Source organism: Agrobacterium sp. CNPSo 2736 (assembly GCF_004005385.1).
Classification (GTDB): Bacteria; Pseudomonadota; Alphaproteobacteria; order Rhizobiales; family Rhizobiaceae; genus Agrobacterium; species Agrobacterium leguminum.
Genome location: NZ_RZTX01000004.1, coordinates 266,374 through 281,722 on the forward strand (window position 1 = coordinate 266,374; position 15,349 = coordinate 281,722).

Sequence of the window (15,349 nt, forward strand, 5' to 3'; positions counted from 1 at the left end):
TTTAACGAGGAGACGAAAATGCTGTTTGCCTTTATCTGCAAGGACAAGCCCGGCCATCTGAATGTGCGCATGGAAACGCGCCCGGCGCATCTGGAGCATCTGAACAAGCTGAATGCCGAGGGCACGCTGAAGATCGCCGGCCCGTTTCTGGATGCCGAAGGCAAGCCGAACGGCAGCCTCGTGATTGTTGACGCCGCCGATATCGATGCCGCGAAGGCTCTCGCCGATGCCGACCCCTACGCCAAGGCCGGCCTGTTCGAAAGCGTTGACGTGAAGCCCTATAATTGGGTCTTCAACAATCCGGGAGCATGACCGGACATGGCGAATTACTGGCTTTACAAGTCCGAGCCGTTCAAATGGTCCTGGGAAATGCAGAAGGCCAAGGGCGAGGCGGGCGAAGAATGGACCGGCGTGCGCAATTATCAGGCGCGCAACAACATGCGCGCCATGAAGATCGGCGACAAGGGTTTCTTCTACCACTCCAATGAGGGGCTGGATGTCGTCGGCATCGTCGAAGTCTGCGCGTTGTCGCATCCGGACTCGACCGCCGAAGGCGATCTGAAATGGGATTGCGTGGATATCCGCGCCGTGTGCGACATGCCGCAGCCCGTTTCGCTGAAGGATGTGAAGGCCAACCCCAAGCTGGCGAAGATGTCGCTTGTTACTTCCATGCGGCTTTCCGTGCAGCCGGTGACGGAAGAGGAATATCTCGAGATCTGCCGCATGGGCGGTCTCGCCAACCCGCCGAAGTCACCGGACTGATGCTTCGTTGAGGACCGATCCCGAACGCTTCATTCTCGACAATACCGCCATCATGCATCCGCCGCATGTGCCGGAGTTGCGTCTTCATCTCGCCACTGAAGCCCATGAGCTGTGGCTGAAGACGGAGGAGGAGCTGGAAGCGATCGGCCTGCCGCCGCCCTTCTGGGCCTTCGCCTGGGCCGGCGGGCAGGGGCTTGCCCGCTACGTTCTCGATCATCCCGACAGCGTTTCCGGCAGGCGCGTGCTGGATTTCGCCAGCGGCTCCGGTCTGGTCGCCATCGCTGCGGCAAAGGCGGGCGCGGATACTGTTCTGGCGGCCGATATCGATCCGTGGACAGAGACGGCCATTCGGCTGAACGCGGCTCTCAATAACGTGGACATTGCTTTCACCGGGCTTGATCTGGTTGGAAAACCGGTTGAGGCGGATGTTCTGCTGGCCGGCGACGTGTTTTACGACCGCGCCTTTGCCGATCTTCTCGTACCGTGGTTTCTGGAACTGACGGAAAAAGGCGTGAGCGTTCTCGTCGGCGATCCCGGACGCGCTTATTTGCCCAAAGAGCGGCTCCGCGCGGAGGCGACCTATCAGGTGCCTGTGACGCGGGCGCTGGAAGACAGCGAAGTGAAGAAGACCACGGTGTGGCGTTTCATCTGATCAGCGCATCGCGCATTTGCAGCAAAACCGCTTCTTGCCGGAAATACTCTATGGCCGAATAATGCAGACACCATGCTCGTAGGCGCAGGCGTCGCCAGCGGTCGCAGCACGGACATCGATGATTTTCGCTTTTGGCGCAAGTTGCGCGCCCGTCGCAACCGTTGCGCTTTTCCGTGAAAGCCGGCCGCCAATTGCGAAATAATTGCCATTGCCGCGAACGCGCAGCGCCGATATCGCACCGACGTAAGTGCCGCCGGGGAGGGTGGATGGCAGCCCGTCCGTGGAGAAGCTTACCTGCGATTGACGGTGTTGATAGTTGTGCTGATAATCACGGCGGCCATAAGAATTCTCTGCCGCCGCTGGAGGCGCCACGGTGAAAATGACGCCTGCGACCATCATGGTCAAAGCGGCGATTCGGCGCTGTAACATGAGCCTCATTCTCCGGATTTTCTTGGTTAACCAAAGGTAAATTACACGATTCATGAATTACGTAAAGGTAAATATTTTAGGGGCGTAAATCTTGGAAACGCTCGATTTTTTATTTTGACGCAAAAAAATTCCAAAAAAAATTCGTGAACCAATCGATTAAATTGGAATCGGCCATGAAATGTGCTTGTCGTGATGCTCCCATGTGATTAAACGTCGCGGTTGGTGCAATGCACATTCTTTCGTCATGTGCTGTTGCTTGGGGGCGTCCTGTCTGGTGGGCGCACGGGAAAACGCCGCGAGGTTCTGATGGCGAATGCGACTAATAACCGGCCTCTGTCGCCGCATCTTCAAATTTACAAGCCGATTCCGACGATGGTTGCTTCCATCGTGCACCGCATCACAGGCGGCGCGCTTTATTTCGGAACGCTTCTGGTTGCCTGGTGGCTGATCGCCATCGCCTCGGGTCCGGCCTATTACGACTGGGTCAACTGGGCGATGGGTACGATCGTCGGCAGGCTCATCCTGATCGGATATACCTGGGCTCTGGTTCATCACATGCTTGGCGGCCTTCGCCATTTCATGTGGGATCTGGGCTATGGTTTCGAGAAGCACTTTACCACCAAGCTGGCAAAGGCCTCGTGGGTGGTGTCGATCTGTCTGACCGCGCTGATCTGGGTCATTGCCCTGATCGTGCGCTGAGGAGATTTTTCATGGATATGCGTACACCTCTCGGAAAGGTTCGCGGCCTCGGCTCCGCCAAGGAAGGCACCGACCATTTCTGGCGTCAGCGCGTGACTGCGGTCGCCAACGTTCCGCTGCTCCTCTTCTTCGTGGTCTTTCTCATCAAATACGCCGGCGCGCCCTATCCGGAAGTCGTTGCCGCGCTGTCTAACCCGCTCGTCGCGGTCATCATGGCTCTGGTGCTGGTTTCCGGCCTCATTCACATGAAGCTCGGCATGCAGGTCATCATCGAAGACTACGTTCACGCCGAGGTTTCGAAGCTCGTTCTTCTGATGCTCAATATGTTTTTCGCGATTTTGATTGGCGGCCTTTCCATCTTCGCCATTCTGAAAATCGCATTCGCAGGATAAGTCCGCCATGGCATCGATCAGTTCACCTTCCCAGAATGGCAAGGCCTACACCTATGTCGATCACTCCTATGACGTGATCGTGGTGGGCGCCGGCGGCGCGGGTCTGCGCGCAACGCTCGGCATGGCGGAACAGGGTTTCCGCACGGCCTGCATCACCAAGGTTTTCCCGACGCGCTCCCACACGGTTGCGGCGCAGGGCGGCATTGCCGCATCGCTCACCAACATGACGCCCGACTGTTGGCAGTGGCACCTTTACGACACCGTAAAGGGCTCCGACTGGCTCGGTGACGTCGACGCGATGCAATATCTCGCCATGGAAGCGCCGAAGGCGGTCTATGAGCTTGAGCATTACGGCGTGCCTTTCTCGCGCAACGAAGAAGGCAAGATCTACCAGCGTCCGTTCGGCGGTCACATGCAGAATTACGGCGAAGGCCCGCCGGTGCAGCGCACCTGCGCCGCCGCCGACCGTACCGGCCACGCCATTCTGCACACGCTTTATGGCCAGTCGCTGCGTAACAATGCGGAATTCTTCATCGAATATTTCGCGCTCGACCTCATCATGTCTCCGGATGGCCGCTGCACCGGCGTCGTCGCCTGGAACCTCGATGACGGCACAATCCATCGCTTTGCCGCTAAGATGGTGGTGCTGGCGACCGGCGGTTATGGCCGCGCCTACTTCTCGGCGACCTCGGCCCATACCTGCACCGGCGACGGCGGCGGCATGATCGCCCGCGCTGGCCTGCCGCTTCAGGACATGGAATTCGTTCAGTTCCACCCGACCGGTATTTACGGCGCAGGCTGCCTGATTACCGAAGGCGCGCGCGGCGAAGGCGGTTATCTCGTCAACTCCGAAGGCGAGCGCTTCATGGAGCGTTATGCGCCTTCCGCCAAGGACCTTGCGTCGCGTGACGTTGTCTCGCGCTGCATGACGATGGAAATCCGTGAAGGCCGCGGCGTCGGCAAGAACAAGGACCACATTTTCCTGCATCTCGATCACCTCGATCCGGCGATCCTGCATGAGCGTCTTCCGGGCATTTCCGAAAGCGCGAAGATTTTTGCCGGTGTCGATGTGACCCGCGAGCCGATCCCGGTCCTGCCGACGGTTCACTACAATATGGGCGGCATTCCGACCAACTATTGGGGTGAAGTGCTGAATGCCGATGCCAACAACCCGGAGCGCATCGCGCCCGGCCTGATGGCTGTTGGCGAAGCCGGCTGCGCCTCCGTTCACGGCGCCAACCGCCTCGGTTCCAACTCTCTGATCGACCTCGTGGTCTTCGGCCGTGCAGCCGCGATCCGCGCCGCTCAGGTCATCAATCGTGACGAGGCTGTTCCCGCTCTCGATACGGCTGCCTGCGACAGGATCATGGAGCGCTTCGACAGCCTGCGTTACGCCAACGGCTCGAGGCCGACGGCGGTGCTGCGCGACAAGATGCAGCGCGCCATGCAGGACGATGCGGCCGTGTTCCGCACGCAGGAATCGCTGGAAAGCGGTTGCCAGCGTCTTTCCGCCATCTGGAAGGAACTGCCTGACGTCAAGGTCACCGACCGTTCGATGGTCTGGAACTCCGATCTGGTCGAGACGCTCGAGCTGCACAACCTCATGGCCAACGCGATCACCACGGTCTATGGCGCGGAAGCGCGCAAGGAAAGCCGCGGTTCGCACGCCCGCGAGGATTTCGTCGATGGTCCGTTCGCCGGTCGCGACGACGTGAACTGGCGCAAGCACACGCTTGCCTGGGTCAGCCCGGAAGGCGACGTCAAGCTCGACTACCGCCCTGTTCACACCGACCTCATCGCCGACGGCATCGATCCTAAAAAGATCGAGCCGAAGGCGCGCGTCTACTGATTTGAGGAACTGGATATGGTTGAACTCGCTCTCCCCAAGAATTCCCAGATCAGCGAAGGCAAGGTCTGGCCGAAGCCGGACGGCGCCAAGAATGTGCGCGAATACCGCATCTATCGCTGGAACCCGGATGACGGCCAGAACCCGCGCATCGACACTTTCTATATCGACGTCGATGATTGCGGACCGATGGTTCTGGATGCGCTTCTCTACATCAAGAACAATATCGACCCGACGCTGACGCTGCGCCGCTCCTGCCGCGAAGGCATTTGCGGTTCCTGCGCCATGAACATCGACGGCACCAACACGCTCGCCTGCACCAAGGGCATGGAAGAGATCAACGGCACGGTGAAGGTTTATCCGCTGCCGCACATGCCTGTCGTGAAGGACCTCGTTCCCGATCTGTCGAATTTCTACGCCCAGCATCGCTCCATCGAGCCCTGGCTGAAGACGGTTTCGCCGACGCCCGCCAAGGAATGGAAGCAGAGCCATGAGGACCGCTTGAAGCTCGACGGTCTTTATGAGTGCATTCTCTGCGCCTGCTGCTCCACCTCCTGTCCCAGCTACTGGTGGAATGGCGACCGTTATCTCGGTCCGGCCGTTCTGCTGCAGGCCTATCGCTGGCTGATCGACAGCCGCGATGAGGCAACCGGCGAGCGTCTGGACAATCTCGAGGACCCGTTCCGTCTCTATCGCTGCCACACCATCATGAACTGCGCGCAGGCCTGCCCGAAGGGCTTGAACCCGGCCAAGGCGATCGCGGAAATCAAGAAGATGATGGTCGAGCGCCGCGTTTAAAGGCGATTCGCTGACGACAGAAAATCTAGCGGGCTGCGGTCTCGACCGCGGCCCTTTTTACAACCCGGCGTGGGAAAATTCGGTAAAAATCGACCGAAATGGTAATTATCCCGGCCATCGCTTGCGCAAGATAAGGCTTTGGTAATAATTCAGCCTTCTTGTTTGATCATGATCTTTCCGGAAGCGAGAGAATCGGGAGCTTGATATGCAATTCAGATATGTGGTGACGGGCCTTGCGGTTGTGATGACTCTCGCCGGTTGCCAACGTACCTCCTACGATTACAACAACAACGGCAGCAACAATCCCGGTTATACGCCGCCTTTGCAGGCGCAGCCGGTCCCCTCCGTGCAGTCCGGCGCCCTGCCGCCGCCCGGTGGCGCCACGGGCGGCCAGTTCCCGTCGGCACCTGCTTCGGCGGCCCCCGGTGGAACCAATGTCGCTTCTGCCGCTCCGCCGGCGGCCGCACTTGACGTTACCAAGGAATCCATGGTCGGCAATTGGCGCGTTTCCAATGGCGGCGCCAATTGCGACATGTTCCTGACGCTCACCAATCTCGGCAGCGGCTCGCGTGGCGGCACGCGCGGTTGCGCGGGCGAGCTGACGGCGATGGGGTCCTGGGAAGTGTCCGGCAAGATGGTTCTCTTCAAGAACCGTTCGGGTGACACGATTGGCCGCGTCTACAAGAGCGCCGATGCGCGCTTTGATGGCACGACCAATAGCGGCCAGCCGCTCAGCCTCAGCCGATGAGTCTTTCCGGTGCAGCCGGAGCGCTCTTTTCGCTCTAAGCCTGTCCATTCGTCGCGGGTGCCTTTGTGCGCCCGCGTCCGAGGCGTTTATCCATGAAGCCCTTGCCCGATTACAATCATAGTGTCGTTGAACAGCTCAACGCATTGACGGCAGCTGGCACCTTGCAGGCCGATGCCGCCCAGCTTGGCGTGGCGGCGCATCTGGACCGTATCCTTGCCGATCTGAAGGCGCGCAAGCCCGCCAAGAAGAAGAGCGCGCTCGGCTGGATGTTTGCGCGCAAGTCCGGGCCTGCCGCCTTCGTCAAGGGGCTGTATGTCTATGGCAGCGTCGGCCGCGGCAAGACGATGCTGATGGACATGTTCTATGAGATGGCGCCGGTTTCCTCCAAACGGCGCTGCCATTTTCATGAATTCATGGCGGATGTGCATAATCGTGTGCATGCGCATCGGCAGAAGCTGAAGAATGGCGAAACCAAACAGGCCGATCCGATTCCGCCCGTTGCGGCCCAGCTCCTGGCGGAGGCTGAGCTTTTATGCTTCGACGAATTTACGGTCACGGATATTGCCGATGCGATGATCCTTGCGCGGCTGTTCAGCGAGCTGTTCGCCAATGGCTGCACATTGGTGACGACCTCCAACGTCGTGCCGGACAATCTCTACAAGGATGGTCTCAATCGCGGCCTGTTCCTGCCTTTCGTCGATCTCTTGAAGAAGCATGTTGAGGTGGTGACGCTGGACAGCCCCACCGACTACCGGATGGAGAAGCTGGAAAGCCTTCCCGTCTATGTCACGCCGCTCGACGGTTCGGCGGATCAGGCGATGGACATGGCCTGGCGGCACATGATTGCCGGTCACCTCGTTGCACCGACCGAGATACCCATGAAGGGCCGTTCCATTCTGGTGCCGCGCGCCAGCGGTCGGGTCGCTCGCTTTTCCTTTTCCGATCTTTGCGAAAAGCCGCTTGGGGCTTCCGACTTCCTTGCCATCGCCAATCGTTTCGACACGGTCTTCATCGATCATATCCCGTTCTTGAACGCGGACAAGCGCAACGAGACCAAGCGTTTCATCATCCTCATCGATGCGCTTTACGACCACAGCGTCCGGCTTTTTGCCTCCGCTGCCGCCATGCCGGAAGACCTGCTCGGCAAGCGCAAGGGGACCGAAGGTTTCGAGTTCGATCGCACCGCCTCGCGCCTGTTTGAAATGCGCAGCGCGGATTATCTGGCGCTGCACCACGAAAAACGCCAGAAAGTTTGACACTTTCGTGACGTATTTTCTTACGTTTACGTAAGAAAATAATGATCTAAACGATTGAAAATATTCACCAGAAAAGAATCTGTTGCCAATTTTAGCCAATGGGGCTAATCGGAGTGCGACAATTTGGCTGCCGGTTTGGCGCGGTGAAATTGAATTGAAGCTCAAGAGGAAGCATTCGATGGCTCGCAAAAAAATTGCACTTATTGGTTCTGGCATGATCGGCGGCACGCTGGCGCATCTCGCCAGCCTGAAGGAACTGGGCGATATCGTCCTCTTCGATATTGCCGACGGCATCCCGCAGGGCAAGGGTCTGGATATTGCCCAGTCCGGCCCGGTTGAAGGCTTCAATGCAAAGCTCACCGGCGCTTCCGATTACGCCGCCATCGAAGGCGCTGACGTCTGCATCGTCACCGCTGGCGTTGCCCGCAAGCCGGGCATGAGCCGCGACGATCTTCTCGGCATCAACCTCAAGGTCATGGAACAGGTCGGCGCCGGCATCAAGAAATATGCCCCGAATGCTTTCGTCATCTGCATCACCAACCCGCTCGACGCCATGGTCTGGGCGCTGCAGAAGTTCTCCGGCCTGCCGAAGAACAAGGTCGTCGGCATGGCCGGCGTTCTCGACAGCGCCCGTTTCCGCCTGTTCCTCGCCGAAGAATTCAACGTTTCGGTTGAAGACGTCACCGCCTTCGTTCTAGGCGGCCACGGCGACACCATGGTGCCGCTCGCACGTTACTCCACCGTTGCCGGCGTTCCGCTGACCGATCTCGTCAAGATGGGCTGGCTGACCGCCGAGCGCCTCGAGCAGATCATCCAGCGCACCCGTGACGGCGGTGCGGAAATCGTCGGCCTGCTGAAGACCGGTTCGGCCTATTATGCGCCGGCCGCTTCGGCAATCGAAATGGCTGAATCCTACCTCAAGGACAAGAAGCGCGTTCTGCCCGCCGCTGCCCACCTCTCGGGCCAGTATGGCGTCGACGACATGTATGTCGGCGTGCCCACCATCATCGGTGCCGGCGGTATCGAGCGCATCATCGAGATCGAACTGAACAAGGAAGAAGAAGCCGCCTTCCAGAAGTCCGTCGGCGCTGTCGCTGGTCTTTGCGAAGCCTGCGTCAACATCGCTCCGTCGCTGAAGTAATAGCCTAGCGGCTCCAAACAGGGATTATTCCATGAATATTCACGAATATCAGGCCAAGGCTCTTCTGAAGGGCTACGGCGCGCCGGTTGCTGAAGGCGTCGCCATTCTCAAGGTCGAAGAAGCTGAAGCTGCCGCCAAGCAGCTTCCCGGCCCGCTTTACGTCGTCAAGAGCCAGATCCACGCTGGCGGCCGCGGCAAGGGCAAGTTCAAGGAACTCGGCCCGGACGCCAAGGGCGGCGTTCGTCTGGCGAAGTCCATCGACGAAGTCGTTTCCCACGCCAAGGACATGCTCGGCAACACGCTGGTAACGGCGCAGACCGGTGAAGCCGGCAAGCAGGTCAACCGTCTCTACATCGAAGACGGTGCCGACATTGCCCGCGAACTTTACTGCTCGCTGCTGGTTGATCGTTCAGTCGGTCAGGTTGCTTTCGTGGTTTCCACGGAAGGCGGCATGGACATCGAAGCTGTCGCCCACGACACGCCCGAGAAAATCCACACCATTGCCATCAACCCGGAAAAGGGTGTGAGCGAGGCTGACGTTGCCGCAATCTCCAAGGCTCTCGAGCTTGAGGGTGCTGCAGCCGAAGACGCAAAGTCGCTCTTCCCGATCCTCTACAAGGCCTTCAACGAGAAGGACATGGCTCTCCTCGAGGTTAACCCGCTGATCGTCATGGAAAATGGCCATCTGCGCGTTCTCGACGCCAAGATGTCCTTCGACGGCAACGCGCTGTTCCGCCATGACGATGTCAAGGCGCTGCGCGACGAGACCGAAGAAGACGCCAAGGAAATCGAAGCATCCAAGTGGGACCTCGCTTACGTGGCGCTCGACGGCAACATCGGCTGCATGGTCAATGGTGCAGGTCTTGCCATGGCGACGATGGACATCATCAAGCTTTACGGCAAAGAGCCGGCTAACTTCTGCGACGTCGGCGGCGGCGCCGGCAAGGAGAAGGTTGCGGCAGCCTTCAAGATCATCACGGCCGACCCGAAGGTCGAGGGTATCCTCGTCAACATCTTCGGCGGCATCATGAAGTGCGACGTCATCGCCGAAGGCGTGATTGCCGCGGTGAAGGAAGTCGGTTTGCAGGTTCCGCTCGTTGTTCGCCTCGAAGGCACCAACGTCGAACTTGGCAAGAAGCTTCTCAACGAATCTGGCCTTGCGATTACGGCTGCTGACGATCTGGACGACGCAGCCAAGAAGATCGTCGCGGCGATCAACGGCTAATTGAGGGACCGGAAATAATGTCTATTCTTGTTAATAAAGACACGAAGATCCTTGTTCAGGGTCTGACCGGCAAGACCGGCACCTTCCACACCGAACAGGCGCTTGCCTATTACGGCACGCAGATGGTCGGCGGTATTCACCCGAAGAAGGGCGGCGAAACCTGGACCGGCTCCAAGGGTGAAAGCCTGCCGATCTTCGCAACGGTTGCCGAAGCCAAGGAAAAGACCGGTGCAGACGCATCCGTGATCTACGTTCCGCCGGCAGGTGCAGCAGACGCCATCATCGAAGCCATCGACGCGGAAATTCCGTTCATCACCTGCATCACCGAAGGTATCCCGGTCATGGACATGGTTCGCGTCAAGGCTCGCCTCGACCGCTCCAAGTCGCGCCTGCTCGGCCCGAACTGCCCGGGTATCCTGACGCCGGAAGAATGCAAGATCGGCATCATGCCGGGCTCCATCTTCCGCAAGGGTTCGGTCGGTATCGTTTCGCGTTCGGGCACGCTCACCTATGAAGCCGTGTTCCAGACATCCAACGAAGGCCTCGGCCAGACGACGGCTGTCGGCATCGGCGGCGACCCGGTCAAGGGCACCGAGTTCATCGACGTGCTGGAAATGTTCCTCGCTGACGAAGCCACGCAGTCGATCATCATGATCGGCGAAATCGGCGGCTCGGCTGAAGAAGATGCGGCGCAGTTCCTGATCGACGAAGCCAAGAAGGGCCGCAAGAAGCCGATGGCCGGCTTCATCGCGGGCCGTACGGCTCCGAAGGGCCGCACCATGGGCCACGCCGGCGCTGTCGTTTCCGGCGGCAAGGGTGACGCAGAGTCCAAGATCGCAGCCATGGAAGCGGCCGGCATCAAGGTGTCGCCTTCCCCGGCGCGCCTCGGCAAGACGCTGGTTGAAGTCCTCAAGGGCTGAGACCACATGACATCGGTAACGGGCGGCGTGGCTTCAATGCCACGCTGCCCGATGCCGCAAGGAACGACAGACAGAACGGCATACCGCCCCGGCGGCAGACAGCAATAATCAAAGCGGCAGGCCGGCGAACGGCCCTAACGGCATCGAGGAGGCGGACGGACAAGTCCGCAAGAACACAATGGCAAGGCAAGAAGCGAACGAGCAGTTTCAGATCACGTCGTTTCTGGACGGCGCGAATGCAGCCTATATCGAGCAGCTCTATGCCCGGTACGAAGAGGACCCCTCTTCCGTGTCGCCGGAGTGGCAGAGCTTCTTCAAGGCACTGTCCGATAACCCGGAAGATGTGAAGAAGGCGGCCAAGGGCGCCTCCTGGAAGCGCGCCAACTGGCCGATCCCGGCGAATGGCGAACTGGTTTCCGCACTCGATGGCAACTGGGCCACGGTCGAAAAGGCCATCGAGAAAAAGGTTCAGGCGAAGGCTGAGGCCAAGAGCGCCGATACCGGCAAGCCGGTCAGCGAAGCCGAAGTGCTGCAGGCGACCCGTGACAGCGTTCGCGCCATCATGATGATCCGCGCCTACCGCATGCGCGGCCACCTGCATGCCAAGCTCGACCCGCTCGGCATTGCCGTTGCCGTTGAGGACTATAACGAGCTTTCGCCGAAGTCCTACGGCTTCGAGGAAAGCGATTACGACCGCAAGATTTTCATCGATAACGTGCTCGGCCTCGAATATGCGACCGTGCGTGAAATGATCGATATTCTGGAGCGCACCTACTGCTCCACCATCGGTGTTGAATTCATGCACATGTCCAGCCCGGAAGAAAAAGGCTGGATTCAGGAGCGCATCGAAGGTCCGGATAAGGGCGTCGCCTTCACGGCGGAAGGCAAGAAGGCCATTCTGTCCAAGCTGGTCGAAGCCGAAGGCTACGAGCAGTTCCTCGACGTGCGTTTCAAGGGCACCAAGCGTTTCGGCCTCGATGGCGGTGAATCGCTGATCCCGGCGCTCGAGCAGATCATCAAGCGCGGCGGGCAGGAAGGCCTGGAAGAAGTCGTTCTCGGCATGGCCCACCGTGGCCGCCTGAACGTTCTGACCAACGTCATGGGCAAGCCGCACCGCGCCGTGTTCCACGAGTTCAAGGGCGGTTCGTTCAAGCCTGACGATGTCGAAGGTTCGGGCGACGTGAAGTACCACCTCGGTGCGTCCTCCGACCGCGAATTCGACGGCAACAAGGTTCACCTGTCGCTGACGGCGAACCCGTCGCACCTTGAAATCGTCAATCCCGTTGTCATGGGCAAGGCCCGCGCCAAGCAGGACCAGCTGGCCAAGGTGTGGGACGGCGACATCATTCCGCTGTCCGAGCGCGCCAAGGTGCTGCCGCTCCTGCTGCACGGCGATGCCGCTTTTGCGGGTCAGGGCGTTGTTGCGGAAATTCTCGGCCTTTCCGGTCTGCGCGGCCACCGCGTTGCCGGTACCATGCACTTCATCATCAACAACCAGATCGGCTTCACGACGAACCCGGCCTTCTCGCGTTCGTCGCCCTATCCGTCCGACGTCGCCAAGATGATCGAAGCGCCGATCTTCCACGTCAACGGCGACGATCCGGAAGCGGTCACCTATGCGGCCAAGGTTGCGACCGAATACCGCATGAAGTTCCACAAGCCTGTCGTCATCGACATGTTCTGCTACCGCCGCTTCGGCCATAACGAAGGCGACGAGCCGGCGTTCACGCAGCCGAAAATGTACAAGGTTATCCGTGGCCACAAGACAGTCGCGCGCATCTATGCCGACCGCCTGATCGCGGAAGGCCTGATGAACGAAGGCGAATTCGAGAAGATGAAGGCCGACTGGCGCGCCCATCTCGAGCAGGAATTCGAGGCAGGCCAGTCCTACAAGCCGAACAAGGCCGACTGGCTGGACGGCCAGTGGTCGGGTCTGCGCGCCGCCGACAATGCCGATGAGCAGCGTCGCGGCAAGACCGGCGTGCCGATGAAGCAGCTCAAGGAAATCGGCAAGAAGCTGTCGACCATTCCGGAAGGTTTCAGCGCCCACCGCACGATCCAGCGCTTCATGGAAAACCGCTCGCAGATGGTCGAGACGGGCGAAGGCATCGACTGGGCAATGGCGGAAGCGCTTGCGTTCGGTTCGCTCGTTGCTGACGGCCACAAGATTCGTCTTTCCGGTCAGGATTGCGAACGCGGCACCTTCTCGCAGCGTCACTCGGTCCTCTACGATCAGGAGACCGAAGAGCGTTATATTCCGCTCGCCAACCTTTCGCCGACGCAGGCCCGTTACGAAGTCATCAACTCGATGCTTTCGGAAGAAGCCGTTCTCGGTTTCGAATATGGCTACTCGCTGGCCCGTCCGAATGCGCTGACCCTTTGGGAAGCCCAGTTCGGCGACTTCGCCAACGGCGCGCAGGTGGTGTTCGATCAGTTCATCTCTTCGGGTGAACGCAAGTGGCTGCGCATGTCCGGTCTCGTCTGCCTTCTGCCGCATGGTTACGAAGGTCAGGGCCCGGAACATTCGTCCGCCCGTCTGGAGCGCTGGCTGCAGATGTGCGCCGAAGACAACATGCAGGTTGCCAACTGCACGACGCCGGCCAACTACTTCCACATCCTGCGCCGCCAGGTGAAGCGCGACTTCCGCAAGCCGCTGATCCTGATGACGCCGAAGTCGCTGCTGCGTCACAAGCGCGCCACCTCTTCGCTGGCCGAGCTTGCAGGCGAGTCTTCCTTCCACCGTCTCCTGTGGGACGATGCTGAAGTCATCAAGGACGGCCCGATCAAGCTGCAGAAGGATTCGAAGATCCGCCGCGTCGTCATGTGCACGGGCAAGGTCTATTACGATCTGCTCGAGGAACGCGAAAAGCGCGGTATCGACGATATCTACCTGCTGCGTATCGAACAGCTTTACCCGTTCCCGGCCAAGGCGCTCATCAACGAGCTGTCGCGCTTCCGCAATGCGGAAATGGTCTGGTGCCAGGAAGAGCCGAAGAACATGGGTGCGTGGTCGTTCATCGATCCTTACCTGGAATGGGTTCTGGCGCATATCGACGCCAAGTACCAGAAGGTCCGTTACACGGGCCGTCCGGCTGCCGCCTCTCCGGCGACCGGCCTGATGTCCAAGCACCTGGCGCAGCTTGCTGCGTTCCTGGAAGACGCGCTGGGAGAGTGAGAACTCTCCCGCATCGCCCCGCAAAAAAGACACCTGAATAACGGAACTAGATCATGGCCACTGAAATCCGCGTACCAACCCTCGGCGAATCCGTCAGCGAAGCGACCGTCGGCACCTGGTTCAAGAAGGTCGGCGATACCGTCAAGGCCGACGAACCTCTCGTTGAACTGGAAACCGACAAGGTTACCGTCGAAGTCCCGGCGCCTGCATCCGGCGTTCTCACCGAAATCGTTGCGCAGAACGGCGAAACTGTCGGTCTCGACGCGCTTCTCGGCCAGATCGCCGAAGGTGCTGCCGGCGCTGCAACCTCCGCACCGGCTGCCGAACCGGCAAAGCCTGCTGCAGCTGCCGCACCGGCGCCTGCCGCCGTTGCCGCACCGGCAACCGGCTCCATGCCGCCCGCACCTGCCGCCGGCAAGCTGCTTGCTGAAAACAACCTGTCCGCCGATCAGGTCGACGGTTCGGGCAAGCGCGGTCAGGTTCTGAAGGGTGACGTTCTCGCCGCTGTCGCCAAGGGCGTTTCGGCACCGGCCGCCGCTCCGGCTCCGGCTGCTGCCCCCCGCCCGGTTTCCGCGGAGCAGGATGCCGTTCGCGAAGAGCGCGTGAAGATGACCCGCCTGCGTCAGACGATCGCCCGTCGCCTGAAGGACGCACAGAACACCGCCGCCATGCTGACCACCTATAACGAGGTGGACATGAGCGCGGTCATGGACCTGCGCAACCGTTACAAGGACGTGTTCGAGAAGAAGCACGGCGTCAAGCTCGGCTTCATGGGCTTCTTCACCAAGGCCGTGACCCACGCGCTGAAGGAACTGCCGGCCGTCAACGCGGAAATCGACGGCACCGACATCATCTACAAGAACTATTGTCATGTCGGCATGGCTGTCGGCACCGACAAGGGCCTCGTCGTTCCGGTCATCCGCGATGCCGACCAGCTCTCCATCGCCGGTGTCGAAAAGGAACTCGGCCGTCTTGCCAAGGCAGCGCGTGACGGTTCGCTCGGCATGGCCGACATGCAGGGTGGCACCTTCACCATCACCAATGGCGGTGTCTACGGTTCGCTGATGTCTTCGCCGATCCTCAACGCGCCGCAGTCGGGCATTCTCGGCATGCACAAGATCCAGGAGCGTCCGGTCGCCATCGGCGGTCAGGTCGTCATCCGTCCGATGATGTATCTTGCGCTCTCCTACGATCACCGTATCGTTGACGGCAAGGAAGCCGTGACCTTCCTCGTTCGCGTCAAGGAAAGCCTGGAAGATCCGGAACGTCTGGTTCTTGATCTCTAAGACTGAAACAGGGGAGAAGA

General features: G+C 59.9%; 15 protein-coding genes. 14 read left to right on the forward strand and 1 reads right to left on the reverse strand.

The features are described 5' to 3' along the window. Positions 1–18: 18 nt before the first annotated feature. Genes EM858_RS09635 through EM858_RS09645 form a run of 3 tightly spaced genes read left to right on the forward strand, consistent with a single transcriptional unit; the run spans position 19 to position 1,414 of the window. Complete coding sequence (locus tag EM858_RS09635) at positions 19–312, forward strand: YciI-like protein (protein WP_003523501.1); 294 nt, start codon at positions 19–21, stop codon at positions 310–312. 6 nt (positions 313–318) lie between these two features. Further along, positions 319–762 (forward strand): EVE domain-containing protein, encoded by a 444-nt coding sequence (locus tag EM858_RS09640; protein ID WP_127756552.1) that lies wholly within the window; start codon positions 319–321, stop codon positions 760–762. A gap of 7 nt (positions 763–769) precedes the next feature. Further along, positions 770–1,414, forward strand: a complete 645-nt coding sequence (locus EM858_RS09645) for a methyltransferase (RefSeq protein ID WP_127756553.1) — start codon at positions 770–772, stop codon at positions 1,412–1,414. A 48-nt stretch (positions 1,415–1,462) separates the two neighbouring features. On the opposite strand, the gene EM858_RS09650 is transcribed toward EM858_RS09645, so the two are convergent. Next, positions 1,463–1,843, reverse strand: a complete 381-nt coding sequence (locus EM858_RS09650; protein WP_164865391.1) for a hypothetical protein — start codon at positions 1,841–1,843, stop codon at positions 1,463–1,465. A 306-nt stretch (positions 1,844–2,149) separates the two neighbouring features. Between EM858_RS09650 and sdhC the strand changes: the two genes are divergently transcribed. From sdhC to odhB, 11 genes are all read left to right on the forward strand, one after another. Then, positions 2,150–2,542, forward strand: coding sequence for a succinate dehydrogenase, cytochrome b556 subunit (gene sdhC, locus EM858_RS09655; protein WP_080815656.1), 393 nt, complete (start codon positions 2,150–2,152; stop codon positions 2,540–2,542). A gap of 11 nt (positions 2,543–2,553) precedes the next feature. Beyond that, entirely contained in the window at positions 2,554–2,934 is a 381-nt protein-coding gene (gene sdhD, locus EM858_RS09660; protein ID WP_020010869.1) for a succinate dehydrogenase, hydrophobic membrane anchor protein, read from the forward strand. Positions 2,935–2,941: 7 nt separating this feature from the next. Continuing rightward, positions 2,942–4,783, forward strand: a complete 1,842-nt coding sequence (gene sdhA / locus EM858_RS09665; protein WP_127756554.1) for a succinate dehydrogenase flavoprotein subunit — start codon at positions 2,942–2,944, stop codon at positions 4,781–4,783. A gap of 15 nt (positions 4,784–4,798) precedes the next feature. Continuing rightward, on the forward strand, positions 4,799–5,578 hold the full coding sequence (locus EM858_RS09670; protein WP_080815660.1) for a succinate dehydrogenase iron-sulfur subunit: 780 nt from the start codon (positions 4,799–4,801) through the stop codon (positions 5,576–5,578). Between the two features lie 205 nt (positions 5,579–5,783). Next, on the forward strand, positions 5,784–6,326 hold the full coding sequence (locus tag EM858_RS09675; protein ID WP_080815662.1) for a protease inhibitor Inh/omp19 family protein: 543 nt from the start codon (positions 5,784–5,786) through the stop codon (positions 6,324–6,326). A gap of 92 nt (positions 6,327–6,418) precedes the next feature. Beyond that, complete coding sequence (gene zapE / locus EM858_RS09680) at positions 6,419–7,582, forward strand: cell division protein ZapE (protein ID WP_127756555.1); 1,164 nt, start codon at positions 6,419–6,421, stop codon at positions 7,580–7,582. Positions 7,583–7,760: 178 nt separating this feature from the next. Then, positions 7,761–8,723 (forward strand): malate dehydrogenase, encoded by a 963-nt coding sequence (gene mdh / locus EM858_RS09685; RefSeq protein ID WP_003523512.1) that lies wholly within the window; start codon positions 7,761–7,763, stop codon positions 8,721–8,723. Between the two features lie 31 nt (positions 8,724–8,754). Then, positions 8,755–9,948, forward strand: coding sequence for an ADP-forming succinate--CoA ligase subunit beta (sucC, locus tag EM858_RS09690; RefSeq protein WP_127756556.1), 1,194 nt, complete (start codon positions 8,755–8,757; stop codon positions 9,946–9,948). A gap of 17 nt (positions 9,949–9,965) precedes the next feature. Next, complete coding sequence (gene sucD / locus EM858_RS09695) at positions 9,966–10,868, forward strand: succinate--CoA ligase subunit alpha (RefSeq protein WP_127756557.1); 903 nt, start codon at positions 9,966–9,968, stop codon at positions 10,866–10,868. Positions 10,869–11,046: 178 nt separating this feature from the next. Beyond that, positions 11,047–14,043, forward strand: coding sequence for a 2-oxoglutarate dehydrogenase E1 component (locus tag EM858_RS09700; protein WP_080815669.1), 2,997 nt, complete (start codon positions 11,047–11,049; stop codon positions 14,041–14,043). A 53-nt stretch (positions 14,044–14,096) separates the two neighbouring features. Further along, complete coding sequence (gene odhB / locus EM858_RS09705; RefSeq protein WP_035263525.1) at positions 14,097–15,329, forward strand: 2-oxoglutarate dehydrogenase complex dihydrolipoyllysine-residue succinyltransferase; 1,233 nt, start codon at positions 14,097–14,099, stop codon at positions 15,327–15,329. The last annotated feature ends 20 nt before the right edge of the window (positions 15,330–15,349 follow it).

What these genes read in the sequence shown, in the direction of transcription:
- EM858_RS09635 (WP_003523501.1), top strand. Translation starts at nt 19, where the DNA reads ATGCTGTTTGCCTTTATCTGCAAGGACAAGCCCGGCCATCTGAATGTG.
- EM858_RS09640 (WP_127756552.1), top strand. Translation starts at nt 319, where the DNA reads ATGGCGAATTACTGGCTTTACAAGTCCGAGCCGTTCAAATGGTCCTGG.
- EM858_RS09650 (WP_164865391.1), bottom strand. Translation starts at nt 1,843, where the DNA reads ATGTTACAGCGCCGAATCGCCGCTTTGACCATGATGGTCGCAGGCGTC.
- sdhC (WP_080815656.1), top strand. Translation starts at nt 2,150, where the DNA reads ATGGCGAATGCGACTAATAACCGGCCTCTGTCGCCGCATCTTCAAATT.
- sdhD (WP_020010869.1), top strand. Translation starts at nt 2,554, where the DNA reads ATGGATATGCGTACACCTCTCGGAAAGGTTCGCGGCCTCGGCTCCGCC.
- sdhA (WP_127756554.1), top strand. Translation starts at nt 2,942, where the DNA reads ATGGCATCGATCAGTTCACCTTCCCAGAATGGCAAGGCCTACACCTAT.
- EM858_RS09670 (WP_080815660.1), top strand. Translation starts at nt 4,799, where the DNA reads ATGGTTGAACTCGCTCTCCCCAAGAATTCCCAGATCAGCGAAGGCAAG.
- EM858_RS09675 (WP_080815662.1), top strand. Translation starts at nt 5,784, where the DNA reads ATGCAATTCAGATATGTGGTGACGGGCCTTGCGGTTGTGATGACTCTC.
- zapE (WP_127756555.1), top strand. Translation starts at nt 6,419, where the DNA reads ATGAAGCCCTTGCCCGATTACAATCATAGTGTCGTTGAACAGCTCAAC.
- mdh (WP_003523512.1), top strand. Translation starts at nt 7,761, where the DNA reads ATGGCTCGCAAAAAAATTGCACTTATTGGTTCTGGCATGATCGGCGGC.
- sucC (WP_127756556.1), top strand. Translation starts at nt 8,755, where the DNA reads ATGAATATTCACGAATATCAGGCCAAGGCTCTTCTGAAGGGCTACGGC.
- sucD (WP_127756557.1), top strand. Translation starts at nt 9,966, where the DNA reads ATGTCTATTCTTGTTAATAAAGACACGAAGATCCTTGTTCAGGGTCTG.
- EM858_RS09700 (WP_080815669.1), top strand. Translation starts at nt 11,047, where the DNA reads ATGGCAAGGCAAGAAGCGAACGAGCAGTTTCAGATCACGTCGTTTCTG.
- odhB (WP_035263525.1), top strand. Translation starts at nt 14,097, where the DNA reads ATGGCCACTGAAATCCGCGTACCAACCCTCGGCGAATCCGTCAGCGAA.